The organism is Providencia sp. PROV252, from assembly GCF_033676005.1.
In the GTDB taxonomy this organism is placed as follows: Bacteria; Pseudomonadota; Gammaproteobacteria; order Enterobacterales; family Enterobacteriaceae; genus Providencia; species Providencia vermicola.
The window spans coordinates 2,391,930-2,410,082 of sequence record NZ_CP096294.1 but is presented as its reverse complement, the minus strand read 5'-3'; the positions used below and the strand labels follow the sequence as shown (position 1 = coordinate 2,410,082).

General features: G+C 43.5%; 21 protein-coding genes. All 21 read left to right on the top strand.

Annotated elements, in window-relative coordinates:
* Nucleotides 1-33 precede the first annotated feature (33 nt).
* A complete protein-coding gene (locus M1F05_RS11100; RefSeq protein ID WP_206086599.1) occupies nucleotides 34-579 on the top strand; it encodes a hypothetical protein in 546 nt (181 codons plus the stop codon).
* A 2-nt stretch (nucleotides 580-581) separates the two neighbouring features.
* Nucleotides 582-854 carry a hypothetical protein gene (locus tag M1F05_RS11095; protein ID WP_206086600.1) on the top strand — a complete coding sequence of 91 codons (273 nt, stop codon included), beginning with the start codon at nucleotides 582-584 and terminating at the stop codon, nucleotides 852-854.
* Between the two features lie 19 nt (nucleotides 855-873).
* Nucleotides 874-1,533, top strand: coding sequence for a hypothetical protein (locus M1F05_RS11090; protein WP_206086601.1), 660 nt, complete (start codon nucleotides 874-876; stop codon nucleotides 1,531-1,533).
* A gap of 72 nt (nucleotides 1,534-1,605) precedes the next feature.
* The gene (locus tag M1F05_RS11085) at nucleotides 1,606-1,908 is read left to right on the top strand and encodes a hypothetical protein (RefSeq protein ID WP_206086602.1); all 303 of its coding nucleotides are present in this window, start codon (nucleotides 1,606-1,608) and stop codon (nucleotides 1,906-1,908) included.
* On the top strand, nucleotides 1,908-2,267 hold the full coding sequence (locus tag M1F05_RS11080) for a hypothetical protein (protein ID WP_206086603.1): 360 nt from the start codon (nucleotides 1,908-1,910) through the stop codon (nucleotides 2,265-2,267). Before M1F05_RS11085 ends, M1F05_RS11080 begins: the two co-directional genes overlap by 1 nt.
* Nucleotides 2,268-2,429: 162 nt before the next feature.
* Nucleotides 2,430-2,990 carry a terminase small subunit gene (locus M1F05_RS11075; protein WP_318825846.1) on the top strand — a complete coding sequence of 187 codons (561 nt, stop codon included), beginning with the start codon at nucleotides 2,430-2,432 and terminating at the stop codon, nucleotides 2,988-2,990.
* The gene (locus tag M1F05_RS11070) at nucleotides 2,987-4,468 is read left to right on the top strand and encodes a terminase (protein WP_206086605.1); all 1,482 of its coding nucleotides are present in this window, start codon (nucleotides 2,987-2,989) and stop codon (nucleotides 4,466-4,468) included. Before M1F05_RS11075 ends, M1F05_RS11070 begins: the two co-directional genes overlap by 4 nt.
* A gap of 186 nt (nucleotides 4,469-4,654) precedes the next feature.
* Nucleotides 4,655-4,870, top strand: coding sequence for a hypothetical protein (locus M1F05_RS11065; RefSeq protein WP_206086606.1), 216 nt, complete (start codon nucleotides 4,655-4,657; stop codon nucleotides 4,868-4,870).
* Between the two features lie 15 nt (nucleotides 4,871-4,885).
* On the top strand, nucleotides 4,886-6,538 hold the full coding sequence (locus M1F05_RS11060; protein WP_206086607.1) for a portal protein: 1,653 nt from the start codon (nucleotides 4,886-4,888) through the stop codon (nucleotides 6,536-6,538).
* The gene (locus tag M1F05_RS11055; protein ID WP_206086608.1) at nucleotides 6,535-6,858 is read left to right on the top strand and encodes a hypothetical protein; all 324 of its coding nucleotides are present in this window, start codon (nucleotides 6,535-6,537) and stop codon (nucleotides 6,856-6,858) included. The genes M1F05_RS11060 and M1F05_RS11055 overlap by 4 nt, the downstream gene beginning before the upstream one ends.
* A complete protein-coding gene (locus M1F05_RS11050; RefSeq protein WP_206086609.1) occupies nucleotides 6,855-7,526 on the top strand; it encodes a peptidase in 672 nt (223 codons plus the stop codon). The genes M1F05_RS11055 and M1F05_RS11050 overlap by 4 nt, the downstream gene beginning before the upstream one ends.
* Nucleotides 7,527-7,543: 17 nt before the next feature.
* Nucleotides 7,544-8,539, top strand: coding sequence for a major capsid protein (locus M1F05_RS11045; protein WP_206086610.1), 996 nt, complete (start codon nucleotides 7,544-7,546; stop codon nucleotides 8,537-8,539).
* Nucleotides 8,540-8,597: 58 nt separating this feature from the next.
* Complete coding sequence (locus M1F05_RS11040) at nucleotides 8,598-9,029, top strand: Bbp16 family capsid cement protein (RefSeq protein ID WP_206086611.1); 432 nt, start codon at nucleotides 8,598-8,600, stop codon at nucleotides 9,027-9,029.
* Nucleotides 9,030-9,037: 8 nt separating this feature from the next.
* A complete protein-coding gene (locus tag M1F05_RS11035; RefSeq protein ID WP_036964049.1) occupies nucleotides 9,038-9,379 on the top strand; it encodes a hypothetical protein in 342 nt (113 codons plus the stop codon).
* 53 nt (nucleotides 9,380-9,432) lie between these two features.
* Complete coding sequence (gene gp10, locus M1F05_RS11030) at nucleotides 9,433-9,744, top strand: capsid staple protein (RefSeq protein ID WP_164528787.1); 312 nt, start codon at nucleotides 9,433-9,435, stop codon at nucleotides 9,742-9,744.
* On the top strand, nucleotides 9,744-10,349 hold the full coding sequence (locus M1F05_RS11025; RefSeq protein ID WP_206086612.1) for a hypothetical protein: 606 nt from the start codon (nucleotides 9,744-9,746) through the stop codon (nucleotides 10,347-10,349). The genes gp10 and M1F05_RS11025 overlap by 1 nt, the downstream gene beginning before the upstream one ends.
* Nucleotides 10,349-12,805 carry a hypothetical protein gene (locus tag M1F05_RS11020; protein WP_272516266.1) on the top strand — a complete coding sequence of 819 codons (2,457 nt, stop codon included), beginning with the start codon at nucleotides 10,349-10,351 and terminating at the stop codon, nucleotides 12,803-12,805. The genes M1F05_RS11025 and M1F05_RS11020 overlap by 1 nt, the downstream gene beginning before the upstream one ends.
* A complete protein-coding gene (locus M1F05_RS11015; protein WP_272516267.1) occupies nucleotides 12,789-13,283 on the top strand; it encodes a hypothetical protein in 495 nt (164 codons plus the stop codon). The genes M1F05_RS11020 and M1F05_RS11015 overlap by 17 nt, the downstream gene beginning before the upstream one ends.
* Nucleotides 13,283-13,858: a hypothetical protein gene (locus M1F05_RS11010; protein WP_272516268.1), complete on the top strand. Its 576-nt coding sequence runs from the start codon at nucleotides 13,283-13,285 to the stop codon at nucleotides 13,856-13,858. Before M1F05_RS11015 ends, M1F05_RS11010 begins: the two co-directional genes overlap by 1 nt.
* Before the next feature lie 10 nt (nucleotides 13,859-13,868).
* Entirely contained in the window at nucleotides 13,869-16,367 is a 2,499-nt protein-coding gene (locus tag M1F05_RS11005) for a hypothetical protein (RefSeq protein WP_272516269.1), read from the top strand.
* A complete protein-coding gene (locus M1F05_RS11000; protein ID WP_272516270.1) occupies nucleotides 16,364-18,151 on the top strand; it encodes a hypothetical protein in 1,788 nt (595 codons plus the stop codon). Before M1F05_RS11005 ends, M1F05_RS11000 begins: the two co-directional genes overlap by 4 nt.
* Nucleotides 18,152-18,153 lie beyond the last annotated feature (2 nt).

Here is an 18,153-nt window from a genome sequence, read left to right as displayed (position 1 = left end):
TTACTTAATTAGAAATGAATAAGGTAATTAATTATGAAACTGAAAGTTAATCGTGGAACGTTGCTTGCTGTCATGGAATGTATGGCTGTTCGTGATGTGCGTTATTACATCAATGGCATTTGTTTTCTACCCGATGGGAAGGTGGCAGGAGCTAACGGGCATATGCTTGCTTATGGTCATCATGACAATGAAATTACTGACCAGGTGATTTTGTCTGTTGGTAAGTTGCCTACCAAGAGCTTTGAATACGCTGTATTCGACACAGAGGAAGAGATTGTAAAACTTCATTCAGAGTCTGGTTTTGTTGTTGGTGTTGCGCTGTGTAGCGTTATCGATGGTCGCTACCCAAACATTAATCACCTTATCGAATCCACCGCTAAAAAAGATGAAAAATTACCGTCTGTTCTGTGCCTAAACTCTGGCTATTTATCCAAGTTGGAAAAGGTAGCTAAGTTCGTTAATCCACGCATGCCAGCGTATGAAATCAGAGTTAAATCAGCCACTGATGCTGTGGTGTGCGAGGTTAAAAATCCACATGATGAGCGTGTTACTGTGATGATCATGCCGATGAGATTGTAATCATGGCAACTATCGACGCAATTAGGCTGTGCTACGACATTCTTGACGGCTCTGTATCGTCTGAAAATATCTCATCTCAAGAAGTGTATGCAATTTGCACTTACCTTGATGATGTTGTTCGTGAAAACCTTGCATTTACTCAACAAAAGCCTGTGGCATTCATGGATAGCGAAGGCGAGGTAATTAGCGCGGTTAAGAAAGAGTTTGAGCAGCTAACGGGCGGTAATCACATCGGTTTCGATATTCCGTTAATTCAACTAAACAAACAATCGTGACATGTCACGCGAGGTAAATATGAACAATAGATTTTATATGATATGCACACGCGACACGGTTGGTTCAAATGCATCGTTCCACTGCAAGGACGGCAACGGCTATGCAACTGATATCGATAAGGCTCACGTATACACTCTGGAAGAGGCGCAAAAGGCGTGGGAACACGGAAGAAGTATCGACCAGCCTGTATGCACTGAAAGCGTTCTATCACTTGCTGAATATCACGTTGATTGTCAGTACATACCAAACGAAACCATAATTGAAAGCAAATGCAATTACTACGTTGGATACGTGAAAGGTGATTGGGATGGTAATGATGTTTACTGGCTGAATGACCGCGGATATCCATCAACAAACTTTTCAATAGCTAAGCGATTTACCATTCCAGATTTAACGATGGATAACATTGTCTGGCTACCGTTCGATATTGCTGATGCACAGAAAAGACGAACATTCCGATTAACTAACTTCAATGCTCGCTCAATGGTGCAAAGCAAAGGATTGCGCGTTCCTGAATGGCTTAAAAAACAACGTAGGCGCAAAGGGAATAGCGGCAAAACACGATGGAATTGCCCATGCTGCGGAAAAATTAGCTGGCAACACAACCCATATGATTATGACGGCTGCTTAGATAGATGTTGCAGTGAATACAGACCTATTTACGAGTTGGAGTGCTAACAATGTTAAAAACTTACTTATTATTCGTCGTGTTCTGGTGTGTGTTCGCCGTAGCTGTGGGGATGTTATTCAATGGCTAGATATGAGGCTGGAAAATTGGCGTTGGTGATATCGTCACTTAATCCATCAGAAATAGGAAGATGCGTAACGCTAACCAGAAGGCTATATGATGGTGAATACTTTATGGCTCCTGATGGTTCTGAATATCGCTGCGATAACGCAACGGCAACGCGTCAGTGGCTGGTAAGTGGCGATGTGTCTATTTATTTAGGTAGTCAGTTCAGCGGGGTTAGTGTTTTTGCTGAAAGCGAATTAATGCTGCTTGATGATGGTGAGAGTATTATTCAAGGTGAATTTATGGGGGCACTGGTCTAATGGCTAAATCACCAGCAGAGCGCAAAGCAGCGCAACGTAAACGCCAGCGCGAAGCTGGCTTGGTTACTCCGCAGTGGCAGGTGGAATCCGAAGAACACGAAATGATTAAGCGTAATTGTGCATTGCGTAGACCAGGGCGCGAACCGTACGACGAATCGGAATACATTCAAATGCTCATACGTAACGATGATGCACGGCTAAAGCGTGAGATTGCGGAGTTATCAAAGCGGTGCTGTGGTAAGTGTGGGGAGCAGCTACCAGTTGCTAATTGCTGCCTGTCTGGTGCCGCTGAATGCTGGAATACTAAAGGGTGGCATGAGCTACAATTAACTGTGGTTGACAAATTGCCATCAAAATAGAAATTTGGTTGACGCGGTTTTGCCAATCAATTGATATTGTTCCGTTATGGGAATTCACATAACGACAATTCCAACCTGTCGGTTTAACCGACTAGTTCAAAATCCCTATAAGGTTTGAATGTTATCTTTTAGTTGGTCATAATAACCGTAGAGGTGATGATTATGACCACAAAGAAACCACGTAAGACACCAGCCAGAAAACCTACACCGCTTAACGCTCAGATGGAGCGTTTCTGTCAGGAATATATCAAAGCCCCTGATAATCAAACTGATGCAGCTTTAGCGGCAGGCTATGCCGCAGGTAGCGCCTGTAAGCGTGCGTCCCAGCTCATGAAAGACCCTCGCATCATTGACCGTATCGCACAGCTTATGCAGCAGCGTAATAAGCGCAAGAAGCTAGACGCAGATAGCGTGTTAGAGCGATTGGTTAATATGCTTGATGCTGATATTGCCGACATACTCACTAATACTGGCGATATCAAGCCAATTAAAGATTGGCCTGCAGTATGGCGAAAAAGTATTAATGCATTCGAAATAGCCGTCATTGATGAAAAGGTTACCGTTAAGAAAGTGAAGCTGTTAGATAAGCTGCGTGTGCTTGAAATGGTCGGTAAGCACGTAGACGTTAACGCATTCCGTGAGCGCTATCAGGTCGATGTAACTATTTCCCTTGCTGATAAGTTGGCAGCAGCCCGTAAGCGTGCCGCTGGTGGTGAGCAATGATTGATACCCTATCACCAGAAGAGCAGCTAATTAACGATATCGGCATGTTTACGCATGACCCGTTAAGCTATGCGCTCTACGCATTTCCTTGGGGTGAAGCTGGCACCGAACTGGAAAATGCTAGTGGGCCTCGTCAATGGCAAGCTGATACATTGAATGATATAGGGGCGCATCTACGCAATCCTGAAGCACGATTTCAGCCACTATTGATATCTGTGGCGTCAGGCCACGGTATTGGGAAGAGCGCCTGTATATCAATGCTTATCAAGTGGGGCATGGACACATGCGAAGATTGCAAGGTTGTTGTTACTGCCAACACCGAAAATCAGCTACGCACTAAAACATGGCCAGAAATTGCGAAGTGGCAGCGCCTATCTATCACCAAGGACTGGTTTACTTGTACCAAAACCGCTATTTATTCCAATGATCCTAACCATGCTAATGCTTGGCGTGCTGATGCTGTGCCGTGGTCAGAGAACAACACAGAGGCATTCGCAGGGTTACATAACCAAGGCAAGCGCATCATTCTGATTTTTGATGAGGCTTCAAACATTGCGGATCTGGTGTGGGAGGTTGCTGAGGGTGCTTTGACGGATGAAAATACAGAAATCATCTGGATAGCATTTGGTAACCCAACCCGTAACACAGGGCGTTTCCGTGAGTGTTTCCGTAAGTTTAAACACCGCTGGAAAACTAAGCAGATTGATAGCCGTACGGTTGAAGGCACTAACAAAGAGCAAATTGATAAATGGATTCAAGACTACGGTGTTGATGATGACTTTGTTAAGGTTCGTGTTCGCGGTATTTTCCCATCTACATCTGAAAAGCAATTCATACCTACTGGATTAACTGATGCCGCTATGAAGCGCACAGTAACACAGGCCGAAGTATCACATGCACCAATTATCATCGGCGTTGACCCCGCATATTCAGGTGATGATGATGCGGTTATTTATTTGCGCCAAGGGTTACACAGTAAATGCCTATGGACCGGTAGTAAAACTATTGATGATGTGATTATGGCTAAGCGTATTGCTGACTTTGAGGATCAGTACGGTGCTGATGCTGTTCATATCGACTTTGGTTACGGTACTGGAATTCAATCTGTTGGTATGAATTGGGGGCGAAATTGGCAGCTCGTGCAATTCAATGGCGCATCGACTGACCCGCAAATGCGGAATAAACGTGGTGAGATGTACAATAATGTTAAGTCATGGCTCAAAATAGGTGGGGCTATTGATGATCAAGAAGTAGCCGAAGATTTATCAACCCCAGAGTACAAGGTAGAATTAAGCGGTAAAATACTATTAGAATCAAAGGATGATATCAAAAAGCGTATTGGACGCTCACCTGGTAAAGGTGATGCGCTAGCGCTAACATTTGCTTACCCAGTCACCAAAAAAGAACGCAATAACATTTCTATATCTAGTCAGGGAAGTCACGTTGTTAGTGATGCTGATTACGACCCATATGCCTAACTAACAGGAAAAAAAAAGCCCTCACAGCGAGGGCAAATGTAAGCAAAGGAAAGTCACTTGATAACGGGCAAAGGAATATCTTAACAACGACAGATAACCAAAATGTATATCTTGGTTTTATATTTGTCAAATAAGATATACAATAAATCATAAAGTATATTATTGTTTATTTTATTGAGGTGTTATATGTGCGGAAATATCCTAGGTGGTACCCCAAAGATTAAAACCCCGCCACCAGTGCAAGCAGCGCCGCAAGAACAGGACGAAGCTGTAGTAGGTTCTCGTGATGAAGAACAACGCCGCCGCCGTGCTGCCGCTGGACGTAAGTCAACATTGTTAACCGGTGCGCAGGGTGCGACTAGTTCAGCATCCACCAGCGGTAAAACGCTACTTGGTCAGTAACCTAACGGGGGCGGTATGAGTTTAAAGCAGGATTTATTAAAACAACTCTCACAGCTTAAGAATGAGCGCCAATCATTTGAGCCGCACTGGAAAGAGCTTGCAGAGTATACGCGCCCTCGTAGCACTCGTTTTAACACATCAGAAGTCAATCGCGGTGATAGACGTAATACGAAAATCATCGACCAAGAAGCGGCTAAGTCAGAGCGTACTTTATCAAGTGGTATGATGTCAGGGATAACTAGTCCTGCTCGTAAGTGGTTCCGATTAGCTACGCCAGACCCTGATATGATGAATTATAGCCCTGTCAAAATGTGGCTTGAGGTTGTTGAGCAGCGCATGAACGAAGTATTCAACCGTTCAAACATTTATCAATCATTACCGCAAACCTATTCAGATATTGGCACCTTTGCCACCAGCGCCTTAGCTGTGCTGGAAGATAACGAGCGCGTCATTCGTACGGTACCTTTTCCAGTTGGTAGCTATTACATTGCGAATGGCCCTGACTTAACCGTAGACACATGTTTCCGTGAATTCAGCATGACAGTGCGTCAACTGGTAATGGAGTTCGGGCTAGACAAAGTGAGTGAGCAGGTTAAAAGCCTATGGGATTCTGGCAACTATAGCCAATGGATTACTGTTATTCATTCGGTCTACCCAAATTTAAACCGCATCAGCGGCAAGTTGGACGCCAAGAACAAGCTATTTAAGTCCGTTTACTTTGAAATGGGTGGCGATAGTGAACGCGTTCTACGCGAATCTGGCTTTGATGAATTCCCTATTATGGCGCCACGTTGGGAAGTGAATGGCGAGGACGTCTACGGTTCATCATGCCCTGGTATGATTGCACTGGGTAGCGTTAAAGCATTGCAGCTATTACAACGCCGTAAAGCACAGCAGATTGATAAAGTTACCAATCCACCGATGCAAGCGCCCGCATCAATTAAGAATCAGCGCATTTCTCTTGTGCCGGGTGGAATAACTTACTTACCAATGGCTGGCGCTGACCAGATGATTAAACCGATATTTCAAGTACAAGCCGACATTAACGGCTTGATTGCTGACATTGGCGATACTCGCAATCAAATCAAAGAAGCCTATTTCTCTGACCTTTTCATGATGATGCAGTCTGTAAACACACGCTCAATGCCCGTTGAGGCAGTAATTGAAATGCGTGAAGAAAAGCTGCTCATGTTAGGGCCTGTCTTGCAGCGTTTAGATTCTGAACTACTCGACAAGTTAATTAATCGTACGTTCGCAATCATGGCGCGTAAAAACCTATTACCTGTGCCGCCAGAAGAAATGCAGGGTATGCAGCTTAAGGTTGAATACATTTCCGTCATGGCACAAGCGCAGAAATCTGTTGGTGTTAACAGTGTTGAGCGTTTCGTTGGCTTTGTTGGTGGTTTATCGAAACTCAAACCAGAAGCACTCGACAAGCTGAACACTGACGAAATGATTGATAACTACGCTGAATCAATCGGTATTTCACCGACTATCGTTTCATCCAATGACCAAGTAGCCGCTATACGCCAGCAGCGTGCAGAGCAACAGCAGCAGATGCAACAAATGCAAATGGCACAAGAGGCGGTTGCTGGTGCTCAGGCTCTTGGAAATACACCTATGGATGATAACAGCGCCTTAGCTGCGCTTGCTGGTGGTGGCCAATGACACAGCTTGATGATTACACCGAAGAGGAAAAGGTAGCGATTCAGGCTGATTTAGAGCTTAAGGCCAAGCAGAGAAAAGAACGTGAAGACGATGATTTAAAACAGGTTATGAGCACTGAATATGGTCGTCGTTTTATCTGGAAAACACTATCTGCCAGTGGTGTTTTTGAAGTTTCATTTACGTCTGATCCCTATATCACTTCATTCAATGAAGGTAGACGTAATAAGGGATTGGAGCTGTTTAACGATGTAATGAGTGTTTGCCCTGATCTCTATCTGGTCATGGCAGAAGAAGCCAAAGAACAGGAGAACAATCAATGAATTTATTTCAACGCTTACTGTTTCGTCGCCTTTGTAATGAGGTTTCAGTTGATGGTGGTGAAGGTGGCAGCGGAGCGCCAGCACAAGATCCAGCACCAGCAAAACAAGATGCGCCAGCAAATGGTGATAATCCAGCGCCTGCAGGTACAGAGCCTAGTAAGGCTGATGATAAGGCCAATGCTGAGCCAAAAGGTGATGACAAGAAGCCTGTAAGCGCTGCGCCTGAAAAGTATGAGTTTACGGCTGGCGAAGGTCAGGAGCTGGATAAAGAAGCGGTAGCGGCGTTTGAACCGCTTGCCCGTGAACTTGGTTTAAGCAACGAGCAAGCGCAAAAGATTGTTGACATGTACGGCTCTGCGATCATGCCGCAAATTGCAAAACAGCAAGAGGCCGCATGGCAAAAGCAAGTAACCGAATGGGCAGAAACGGTCAAAGCAGATAAAGAACTTGGTTCCGTTGAGTCTATTGGTAACGCACAAAAAGCTATGGATCAGTTCGGTACGCCAGAGCTTAAGCAATATTTGAATGATTCAGGACTAGGTAATCATCCTGAGTTATTCCGCATTTTTTCAAGAATTGGCAAGGCCATGTCTGAGGACGGTTTTGTTGGTGGTAGCAGTGAAAACGCTCGCAGCACTGCGGATGTTCTTTTTGGTGATAGTAAATAAGGTATAGGAGATAAATTATGCCTCAAGCTTTAACTTTAACTGATTGGGCTAAGCGCCAAGACCCAAACAGCAAGCAAGCGAAGATCGTTGAACTGCTCAATCAGTCTAACGAAATTCTTGATGACATGGTGTTTTCTGAGGGGAACTTACCGACAGGGCACCGTACAACTGTTCGTACTGGTTTACCATCTGCAACATGGCGCTTATTGAACTATGGTGTTCAACCAAGCAAATCAACAACGGCGCAAGTTACAGATACCATTGGTATGTTGGAAACTTACTCAGAAGTAGATAAGAAGCTGGCTGATTTAAATGGAAATACTAGTGAGTTTTTATTGTCAGAAGCGCAAGCATTCATTGAATCCATGAACCAGCAAATGGCTGAAACTCTTTTCTACGGTGATACAAGCATTCACGCTCAGCGTTTTACTGGCTTGTCTGCGCGCTTTAATGATCTTAGTGCTAAGAACGCCGTTAACATCATTGATGCTGGTGGCACTGGTAGTAATTTAACCTCTATCTGGTTAGTGGTATGGGGACAAAATACGATTCATGGTATTTACCCTAAAGGTTCCAAGGCTGGACTTGAACAACAGCATTTAGGCGAAGTCACGCTGGATGATGAAAATGGCGGTAAATATCAAGGTTATCGCACCCATTTCAAATGGGAAAATGGTTTAACTGTTCGCGACTGGCGTTATGTAGTACGCATCGCTAACGTTGACCTATCCAAGTTAACCAAAGATCCAGAGGCAACAGGTGCTATCGATTTACCTGATTTACTGATTCAGGCGATTGAGAAAATTCCAAACCTGTCTATGGGTAAACCTGTTTTCTATTGCAATCAGCAAGTTCGTAGCTGGATGCGCCGCCAGATTAAAAACTCAAAGAACGTCAATATTTCTATGCAAGAAGTTGCAGGGAAGAAGGTTGTTTCTTTTGATGAAATCCCTGTGCGCCGTACCGATGCAATTCTTACAACTGAGGATCAAGTGGTACGTAAGCAAGGCTGACCTATTGTGCGGTGCCTGAATGGGTACCGCTAACTTAATTTTGTTGGGAGTTCGCAACATGATTTTAGATAAAGAAACCCTATTTTCTCTCGACCAAGCAGTGACTGCATCAGCGACTGCGACCAGTATTATTGACCTAACGCCAGTTAAAGGTGATTTCCGTGATATCGGTATCGGTGAACCGTTGCAATTGTTTGCACAGGTTTCTGAGCAAGCTACAGCGGCAGGTGAAGCAAAAGTACAAATCGTACTGGAAACATCAGCAGATAAAGCATTTACAACGCCTGTTGCATTGTTTAAATCCGTTGAAATGCCTATTGCTGATTTAAATGCAGGTAAGCGCATTGTCGGTACCGTTCCTCATGGTGTCATTAAGTATCTGCGTCTTCGTTACGTTGTCACAGATGGTCCATTAACCGCAGGTAAGTTTACGGCTGGCATCGTACTTAATGTTGATGCTCATCCTATCTACAACGCTGTAACTAATTAAGGTGTGACATGTCACGATATAAAGTTTTGAAAAAATCATTTATCGCTGGTCGTCTGCTTGAAGTTGGTGAGGAGGTTGAATACAGCGGTATTGCTGGCAGCAACTTAAAGTTGATTGGTGGTGATGATGCTAAACCTGATACTGACGCTTTGGTTGATGGGGCTAGTGGTGATAGTAGTGAGGTTGTAACCAATACTGTTATCAGTGGATCAGGCGATACGGTTGATTCTAGCCTTGAAGCTTTGCGCGAACAGTACACACAACTGTTTGGTAAAGCACCTCATCACAACATGGGCGCAGATAAAATGCGTACCGCGATAGATGAAAAACGCAAAGAACTTGGGGTGTAACCCCCGATGCTAAAGGGGGCGAAAGCCCCTTTTTTCTTTTGGAGATACAGACAATGAAAATGGTCAACTTAAAAATTAGCACAGAAACTTTTGAGAATTCCAAAGGTGAGAGCGAAACACGTGATGAATATCCTTACGGTCTAACTCTCTATCTGGACAATGAAACGTTAGAAAAGCTAGGCGCAACCATCCCTGATGTTGGCGAATCAATTGAATTGTCTGGTATAGCCAAAATTAAATCTAAACGTACCGATGAGCGAGAAGGCAAAAAAACAACATCAGTTGATTTGCAGATAACAGATCTGGCCTTGGGATCAGGTGATACCAAATCGGCGGCAGATGTTTTGTTTGATGGGGGTGAGTAATGGCCTCAGAAATCGAAATCTGCAACTTGGCACTTAGTCGCATCGGTAATAGCCGATTCATTAATAGTCTAAGCGAAAAGAGCAAAGAAGCGGAGCAATGCAATTTACACTTCAATCATTGCCGCGATACGACTCTGTCTGATTTTCCGTGGAACTTTGCAAGTAAGCGCGTTGCGTTGGCTGATACTAATAACCCGCCACCAGACTGGAAGTTTGCCTACAGCTACCCAACCGACTGTTTAAAGGCAATAGCGATTATTCAATCTGGCCAGAAATATCCTCAACCGCACAATGCGATTAATTTTCTAGTTGGTTCGGATGCTGACGGCACAGGAAAACTGATTTACTGCGACCAGCCGCAAGCTTGGCTCCAATACACTGCGTCAGTCACTGATGTGAATATGTTCGACTCATTATTTATTGATGCACTGGCATGGCGTTTAGCTAGCGAACTAGCACGCCCATTGGCTTCAAATGCTGGTATGGGTAATGAAGCCCTACAGATTTATACCATGGCGATTGCTAACGCTGGTGCGCATTCTCTTGATGAATCATCGGAGCCTAACGACTACATGGATCCATTCACAGAAGCGAGGTTATCGTAATGGCGTATAGCATTATTCAACCGAGTTTTTCTGGCGGTGAAATCGCACCTAGCCTTTATGGGCGCATTGACTTAGCGAAGTATTCAACCGCTTTGCGTAAGTGTGAAAACTTTCTTGTGCGTCAATATGGCGGCATTGAAAATAGACCAGGCACTAAGTTTATTGCGGCTGCAAAATATCCTAACAAGAAATGTCGCCTGATCCCGTTCCAGTTCAGCACAGTGCAAACATACGCCCTTGAAATGGGTGATAAGTACATGCGTGTGATTAAAGATGGTGGGCAAGTACTTTATGCAGACGGTGAGCACAAAGGCGAAATATTCGAACTGGCAACGCCATACAAAGAGGCTGACTTATTTAATTTGAAATTCACACAGTCAGCGGACGTAATGACTATCGTACATGCTGATTACCCACCAATGGAACTACAGCGTTATGATCATGACGATTGGAAGCTGGTACCCGTTGAAACGCGCAATGGGCCATTCGAAGATATCAATACGGATAAAGAGCGTAAGCTATATGTTAGCGCCAGTACAGGTGATGTAACGCTGACTGCAACGCATAATATCTTTGGTGCTGAATTAGTCGGTAAGCAAATCTATATTGAGCAACAGGCTATTGATGCTGTGCCAGTATGGGAAACAGACAAGACGACTAACATTAATGATCAACGCCGTGCAGCTGCTAATTACTACCGTGCTAATACTGCAGGTAAAAGTGGAACGTTAAGACCGTCACACACAGAGGGCATGAGTTGGGATGGTTGGGGCGGTGATGCAGGGATCCAGTGGGAGTACCTTCACAGCGGTTTCGGTATCGTTAAAATCAATTCAGTCAGTACCGATGGCTTAACGGCAACGGGTAAAGTTGTTTCATACATTCCATCAAATGCTGTAGGCGAAGAAAACGCTACGTACAAATGGGCGCGTTCGGTTTGGAATGATGTTGACGGCTACCCAAGCACTGTTATGTATTATCAGCAACGCTTATTTTTTGCTGGCTCTCGTGCTTATCCTCAAACGATTTGGGCTAGTCGCAGTGGGGACTATAAAGACTTTGGCAAGAATAACCCGATACAAGATGATGACCGTATAATCTACACCTATGCAGGACGCCAAGTTAATGAAATTCGTCACTTAATTGATGTGGGTTCGCTGGTGGCCTTAACGTCTGGCGGTGAGTATCAAATCACTGGGGATCAGAATAAAGTATTAACGCCTAGTAGTTTCTCTTTTTCCTCGCAAGGGGCAAATGGTTGTAGCGATGTTCCACCAATTGCCGTTGCTAATATCGCTTTGTACATCCAAGAAAAAGGTAGCGCAGTGCGTGACCTCGCGTATTCATTCGACGTTGACGGGTACCAAGGCACCGATTTAACTATCATGGCTAATCACCTCTTTCAGCGCCACCAGATTATTGATTGGGCGTTTTCTATCGTTCCTTACTCAATAGCCTGGTGTATTCGTGATGATGGTAAATTACTTTCATTGACGTATCTCAGAGAGCAGCAAGTATTTGCTTGGGCACCACAAGAGACTGACGGGCAATTTGAATCAACCTGCAGCGTCAGTGAAGGTAATGAAGATGCGGTTTACTTCATTGTGTGCCGTAAAGTTGGTGGCGGTACTGTGCGTTATATAGAGCGTTTGAGTAGTCGTCTATTCACTAAGACAGAGGATGCTTTCTTTGTTGATTCAGGGCTTAGCTATGACGGCAGGAATAAAGACGATGCTAGCACCGTACACCTAACAACAGTAGATAACTGGACGTACGAAGGTGATATTGCCTTAACCGCCAGCAATGCCATTTTTAAAGATAGCGATATCGGTAACGCTATTCACTTGCCTTATTTTGAAGACGATGAAAACAAAACGTTACGTTGTGAAATTACCGAATTTATTAATACTCATGCGGTGCGGGTAACGCCTAATCGTGATGTGCCTGAATTACTACAGGATAAGCCGTTAAGCGAATGGGGCTTTGCGCGTTTCCGTTTTGAAGGGTTACAGCATATCGAAGGTAAAACCATCAGCATTCTAGCCGATGCAAACGTATTACCTCAGCAAAAGGTATCTGGTGGTGCAGTGTCATTAGAAGAGCCTGCCGTAGTAGTTCACATTGGTCTACCGTACGTTAGCGATATGGAAACATTAGATATTCATATCAACGGGCAAGAAACACTACTAGACAAAAAGAAACTGGTTAAGGTGGCAAGCCTTATTGTTAATGCTAGTCGAGGAATATTTGCTGGTACAGATAAAGACCATATGTATGAATACCCACAGCGTGAATTTGAGTTCTACGACAACCCAGTTGATGACGCCACAGGTGTGGTGGAAATTAACCTCGATGCTCAGTGGAGCAAAAACGGCCGTGTGTATGTCAGGCAGTCAGATCCATTACCTCTATCTATCTTAGCTGTTATACCTCGTTTAGATGTGGGGGGCTTCTAATATGGCAAAGAGTATTGTTCAAATCGTACCTGCAACATTAGAGCACGCTAAAGCATTGGTACCGCATGTTAGACAGGCTGATATCGATGAATTCTATGCAATGAACCTATCAACACCTGAGGAGGTTTTAGCCTCAGGTATCAAGCTATCTACAAAATCATGGGCCGCTATTTTCAATGGTGAGGTAGCGGCTATCTTTGGTGTGTCTCCTGCATCCATTATCGGCGGCGTTGGCATTCCTTGGTTAGTTGGCTCAGATATTTTAGAGAAGCACCAGAAGGCCTTTCTACGCCGCTGTAAGCCATTCGTTGGACTAATGCTACAAATCTACCCTGAATTGCTTAATTACGTTGATGAGCGCAATTACATTGCAAAGGCGTGGCTTCATTGGCTAGGGTTCAAACTAGAAGATGCGCAGCCAATTGGGGTGCTTAACTATCCATTTCATAAATTTACGATGAATGCGAGGGCGAAATAATGTGCTCACCAGAGATTTTAGCGGTCGGTGTTTTAGCATCTGCAGGTATGCAAGCTTATGGACAGTATCAATCAGGAAAATTTAACGCTGATGTAGCCAACCAAAATGCACGCCAGAATGAGCAGGCGGCTAATGATTCAATCAATCGTGGCAATGCTGAGGCAGAGAAACAGCGTTCACGCACACGGCAATTAGCTGGCTCACAGGCGGCGGCAATGTCAGCGAGTGGACTTGATTTAAGTTCGGCTGGTGCACTTGATATGTTCAGCGATACTGCGGCAATGGGTGAGCTGGACGCTTTAACACTGGTTAATAATGCGAGTCGTGAAGCGTACGGCTTACGAATGCAAGCAGCTAATGACAGACTACAGGGAAAAATGGCACGCCGTGAGGGTAATTTTAGTGCTGCTACAACATTATTAACTGCACCAATTAAAGCATACGGCGCATATCAATTGGCTGGTGGTACATGGGATCCGTTCTCTGGTACATCAGGCGCGGCGGCGGGTGGAAGTACAAGCAACAATATGTTTGATATTGCCAAGAAAAGCGGTACCAATCGTTTTGTATTTTAAGGGGTGATATATGCCAATTGTACCAACGTATAAAGAACAACAGGTTAGCTCATCACCTCTACCAAACAATGGTTTTAGTGTCCAATCTAGCCCTGAGCATTTCGGATCTGGTTTGGGGCAAGTTGCGGAGCAATACACAGGCTTATTCGCAGAAGCGAAGCAACGGGCTAATGTGGCGCTATCGCAAGATGCTTTATTACAGTTGCAAGAGTATTCAGACGACTTGATGAATAACCCTAAAACAGGTCTGTACACTAAGCTTGGTCGCAATGCCATGGGGCAATCAGATGAAACGCTCAATAGCATTAGAACTAAAGCTGGTGAACTTATGGCGTCTTTACCAGAGGGGAAATCAAGAGAGGACTTTTTAAAACAAAGTAATGTGCTTGGTCGCCAATACCATAATCAAGCTAAAACATTTGAACTTAGAGAAACACAGGCATTTGAAACTAGTGTTAATAATGGCCTTGTTGAAGGAAATCTAAAGAATGCACAGGATAGCTATAGCGACCCACAGGCTTTTAATAGCTATATCGCACTGGCTGAGCATAACTATGTTGAGTTCAATCGTGCCCGTGGCGTTAGTGATGAAGAGATTGCTGTTAATGTAGAAAAAATAAGAAATGGTGCAGCATGGGGCGCAGCTCAAAATTATATGGCCAGCGCACCTGTTCAGGCTCTTAGTGTTATAGGTGAGCCCTCCGATGTTGGCGGATCTATGCGTGTGCCCGGCAACATAAAAGATAATCGCGGTGGTCGAAATAACAACCCAGGTAACCTGAGAATATCGGATAACATTTGGGATGGTCAAATAGGTGATGATGGTGAGTTTGTTCAGTTCGCATCACCTGAGCACGGCGTTAGAGCGCTTGGTAAAAACTTAATTACTTATAGAAAAAAAGGTTTCGTAACTGTAAATCAGATTATTAACCGTTGGGCACCAAAGAAAGATGGTAATGACACAGAGGGGTATATAGCCTTCGTTGCTCAGCGCATGGGTGTTGATCCTAATATTCCTATCGATGTAACCAATGTTGATACATTGAAAAGCATTACAACTGCAATCATGCAGCAAGAAGGCAAGCACAGTGTTACTGACGATCAAGTTAATACTGGTCTTCAAGCAGCGCTTGGCTTAACTAGATTACCTGATGTAGATAAATCATTTTATCAACCTGAAATACGCAAGGCTCAAGGCGGCGGTTTTCCTTGGTGGCCTATGCTTACACCTGTTCAGCAATACCAGCTTATTAAGCAGGGGGAAGCAGCCGAGCATAAGCAAAGACAAGAATATAAATCAGTATTAGATGGCAGGGTAAAAGATGCTGAGGCATTAGCCCTGAGAGGTGAGTCATATAACAAGCCTCCATCATTGGATGAGTTTAAGTATGCTTATGGTGAAAACGATGGGATTAAGCAACATGAACAATTTCAAAAAAATATGGAAATGGGATCTGATATAGCAACGGTTCAGTACCTATCGCCGCAAGCGCAAGCATCTCTATTGGAATCTAAAAAACCCAAAGGTGATTATGATGCTGCAAATAACTACAAGCGTTACGATACCCTCGCTAGGGCAATTGATACAGTCAATAAGGTAAGAGCGTCTGATCCTATTCAGTTCAGTATAGATAGGCAGCAAGTAAACCAGTTGGACTTTTCCAGCATTCAAAATTTTACAAACTCATTAACTCAGCGTTCAAGTACTGTTGGTGATATTTCAAAAAACTACCAAACACCATTAACTGTTTTTTCAGCACAAGAAGAAGCGGTGTTATCTCAATTAATGGAAAAAGCACCAGCTAGCCAAAAAATTGAGTATTTAGATGCTATCAGACAAGGGCTTAAAAACAATGAAAGCTATACAGCTGCACTGAGGCAAGTTAGTAAGTCAGATACTTCGCTTGCGGTTGCAGGGGTGATTATGAGCAAACCAACGCAACTAACTGTTGAATATAACAGAATGAGCAGTGATATTGTTGTTTCATCACAACAAGCCGCACAGCTTATAGTGCAAGGATCAACGGCAAGGAAATCGGGTAAGGATTTTGTTTTACCTAAAGATACTGAATTGAGAGAGGAATTTGCAGATTTTGTTGGTGACGTTTTTGCTGGAGATATAGATGGTGCCAATAGTGCCTATGAAGTAGCGAAAGATGCATACGCTGGGATGATGGCTAAAAATGGAAATATCAATGGTGAGTATGACAAAGATATATGGCAGCAAGCAATCAATATAGCTACTGGCGGAATCTACGACTTCAACGGTAGAGGAAGAGTGATGCTTCCTTGGGGAATGGATAGTGACACATTTAAGAATCAGGTTAAACGGGAATTAAAAGAACTTGAGCCAGCAATAGGTAATATTTCTATTGATGCTATTGGTATGCAAAGTCTAGGTGATAGCCAATACCTAATAAAGAGAGGTTCTGGTTATTTACTTTATAAAGATGGAAATCCTGTTCTTATTGATTTATCACAAGAAAAAATAAGGGATATACCACTATGAGCTATTTTGGATTAAATCCCATTAGAGTTAACCAGCAGCTAGACGATGCTATTCGGTCAACTCAAAACAATAATGATGATGCTGGCTTTTTCGATGGGGCTTTCACATCTACCTATACAGGGTTGTATTCAGGTTTAATAGCTAAACCTGAGCAGGTATTATGGGGTATCGCGGATACTGTTGTTTCCCCTATAGCCAGAGAGGTAAATGAGCAATTTGATATCAATGATACTTCTGAGCAGTTTATACAGGAGCAAAGAAAAAATGCTGAGAAACAAGTTAGGAGCCTAACGCCTGATAGGGCGACTACTGGCACAGCAGGACAAGTTATGTTTAGCCTATTTGATATAGGCGGTGAGGCTTTAACTGGCGCCTTAATTGGAGGCCCATTAGGTGGGGCAATGTTAGTTGGTGGGGTTCAGGGCTTTTCAGATTATGAGAAGCTTAGAGCTGATGGTGTTGATAAAAACACCGCAATTAATAAAGCTACAGGTGAGGGGTTATTTGCTGGCTTGGGCGTATTAACTCCAATGACGTTAGGTTTTAAAGGTAGTGGTATTTTAGCCGAAAGCATAGGCGCTCAATTAACTGCAAGAGGTGGAACCCTTTCATCATTGGCAGGTACAGCAGCAAGAGCCACTCCAGATATTGTTTACGCATCAGGATCTAATATTGCAATGGGGATGGCTCAGCGTGGCTTTGCCTCGCAGATATTAAAAGAGCGTGGTTATAATCAACTGGCATCACAGTATGATGTTTATGATAAGCAGGCAATTGCTATCGATGGCGTTCTCGGTGTTGCCTTTGGCGGTATGGGGAGGTATATAAATAGTCGTGGTGAAAACGTACCTTTACCTGAGTTTGATACTCCCCATGTTGATGCAGCCTTAACAGCTAACCAGCAATTACATTTAGAAGCTGATCTACCCCCTGGTATTCCAATCAATGCAATGTCGCTAGATGGTCATTTAGCAGCAATGAATAAGGCTATGAATGACTTGTCTCAAGGAAACCCTGTTGATATTGGTAGCATTTTAGACGGTGCAGAATTTCTTGTTCATAGGCCGCGCTCTTTAATCGATACGTCTATACGTGAAGCTGTAGGTATTATCGATGAAGGTTCATCTTTATCGCTAGCCAAAAACACTGAATTGAATGAGTTGGCCAGTCGGTTACTTAATCGCGGTGAGCGTGAAAATCTTACTAGCTCAATTCATGATTTAAATTATCGAATTGATAAAAAAAACAGTGAGATTAATTCGTTAGTAAATACAGAACCTAAAGGCAGTGGTAAACAATTATCTACTGCTAGAAAAAATAAACAGGCTGAATTGCGTAAATTAGATAACGAGTTAACCAATTTAAAAAATGAGCTAAAGGCAAAGCAAGGCGTTGTATCTGATAGCTTATCTGGTGGGCGTTTCTATGAAGCTAAAGCCGAATTATCAAGAAGGCAATTAGCCGAAGAGCAATCAGATAATGCACTAGTAAATTATTATGCAACGCCAAAGCCTAGAAATCAGGCTCAAATTTTATCTGATGAAGTTAATAAAACTGAATCAATGATCACTGGCAAGGCTGAGAATAGCGACATTGATTTCAAATCAGCCGAACTAGCTTTGAAAAATAACCCTAATTTAGAAATTGATTTTCTTGATGATTCTGGAAATTCATCAAAAGTTAAAGCTTCTGATTTATATAACGAAGCGGTTAGGCAAGCAGAAGAAGCCAAACATGATGCCAGTTTATTTGAAGTTGCTGTTAGTTGTTTTCTTAGAGGATAAAA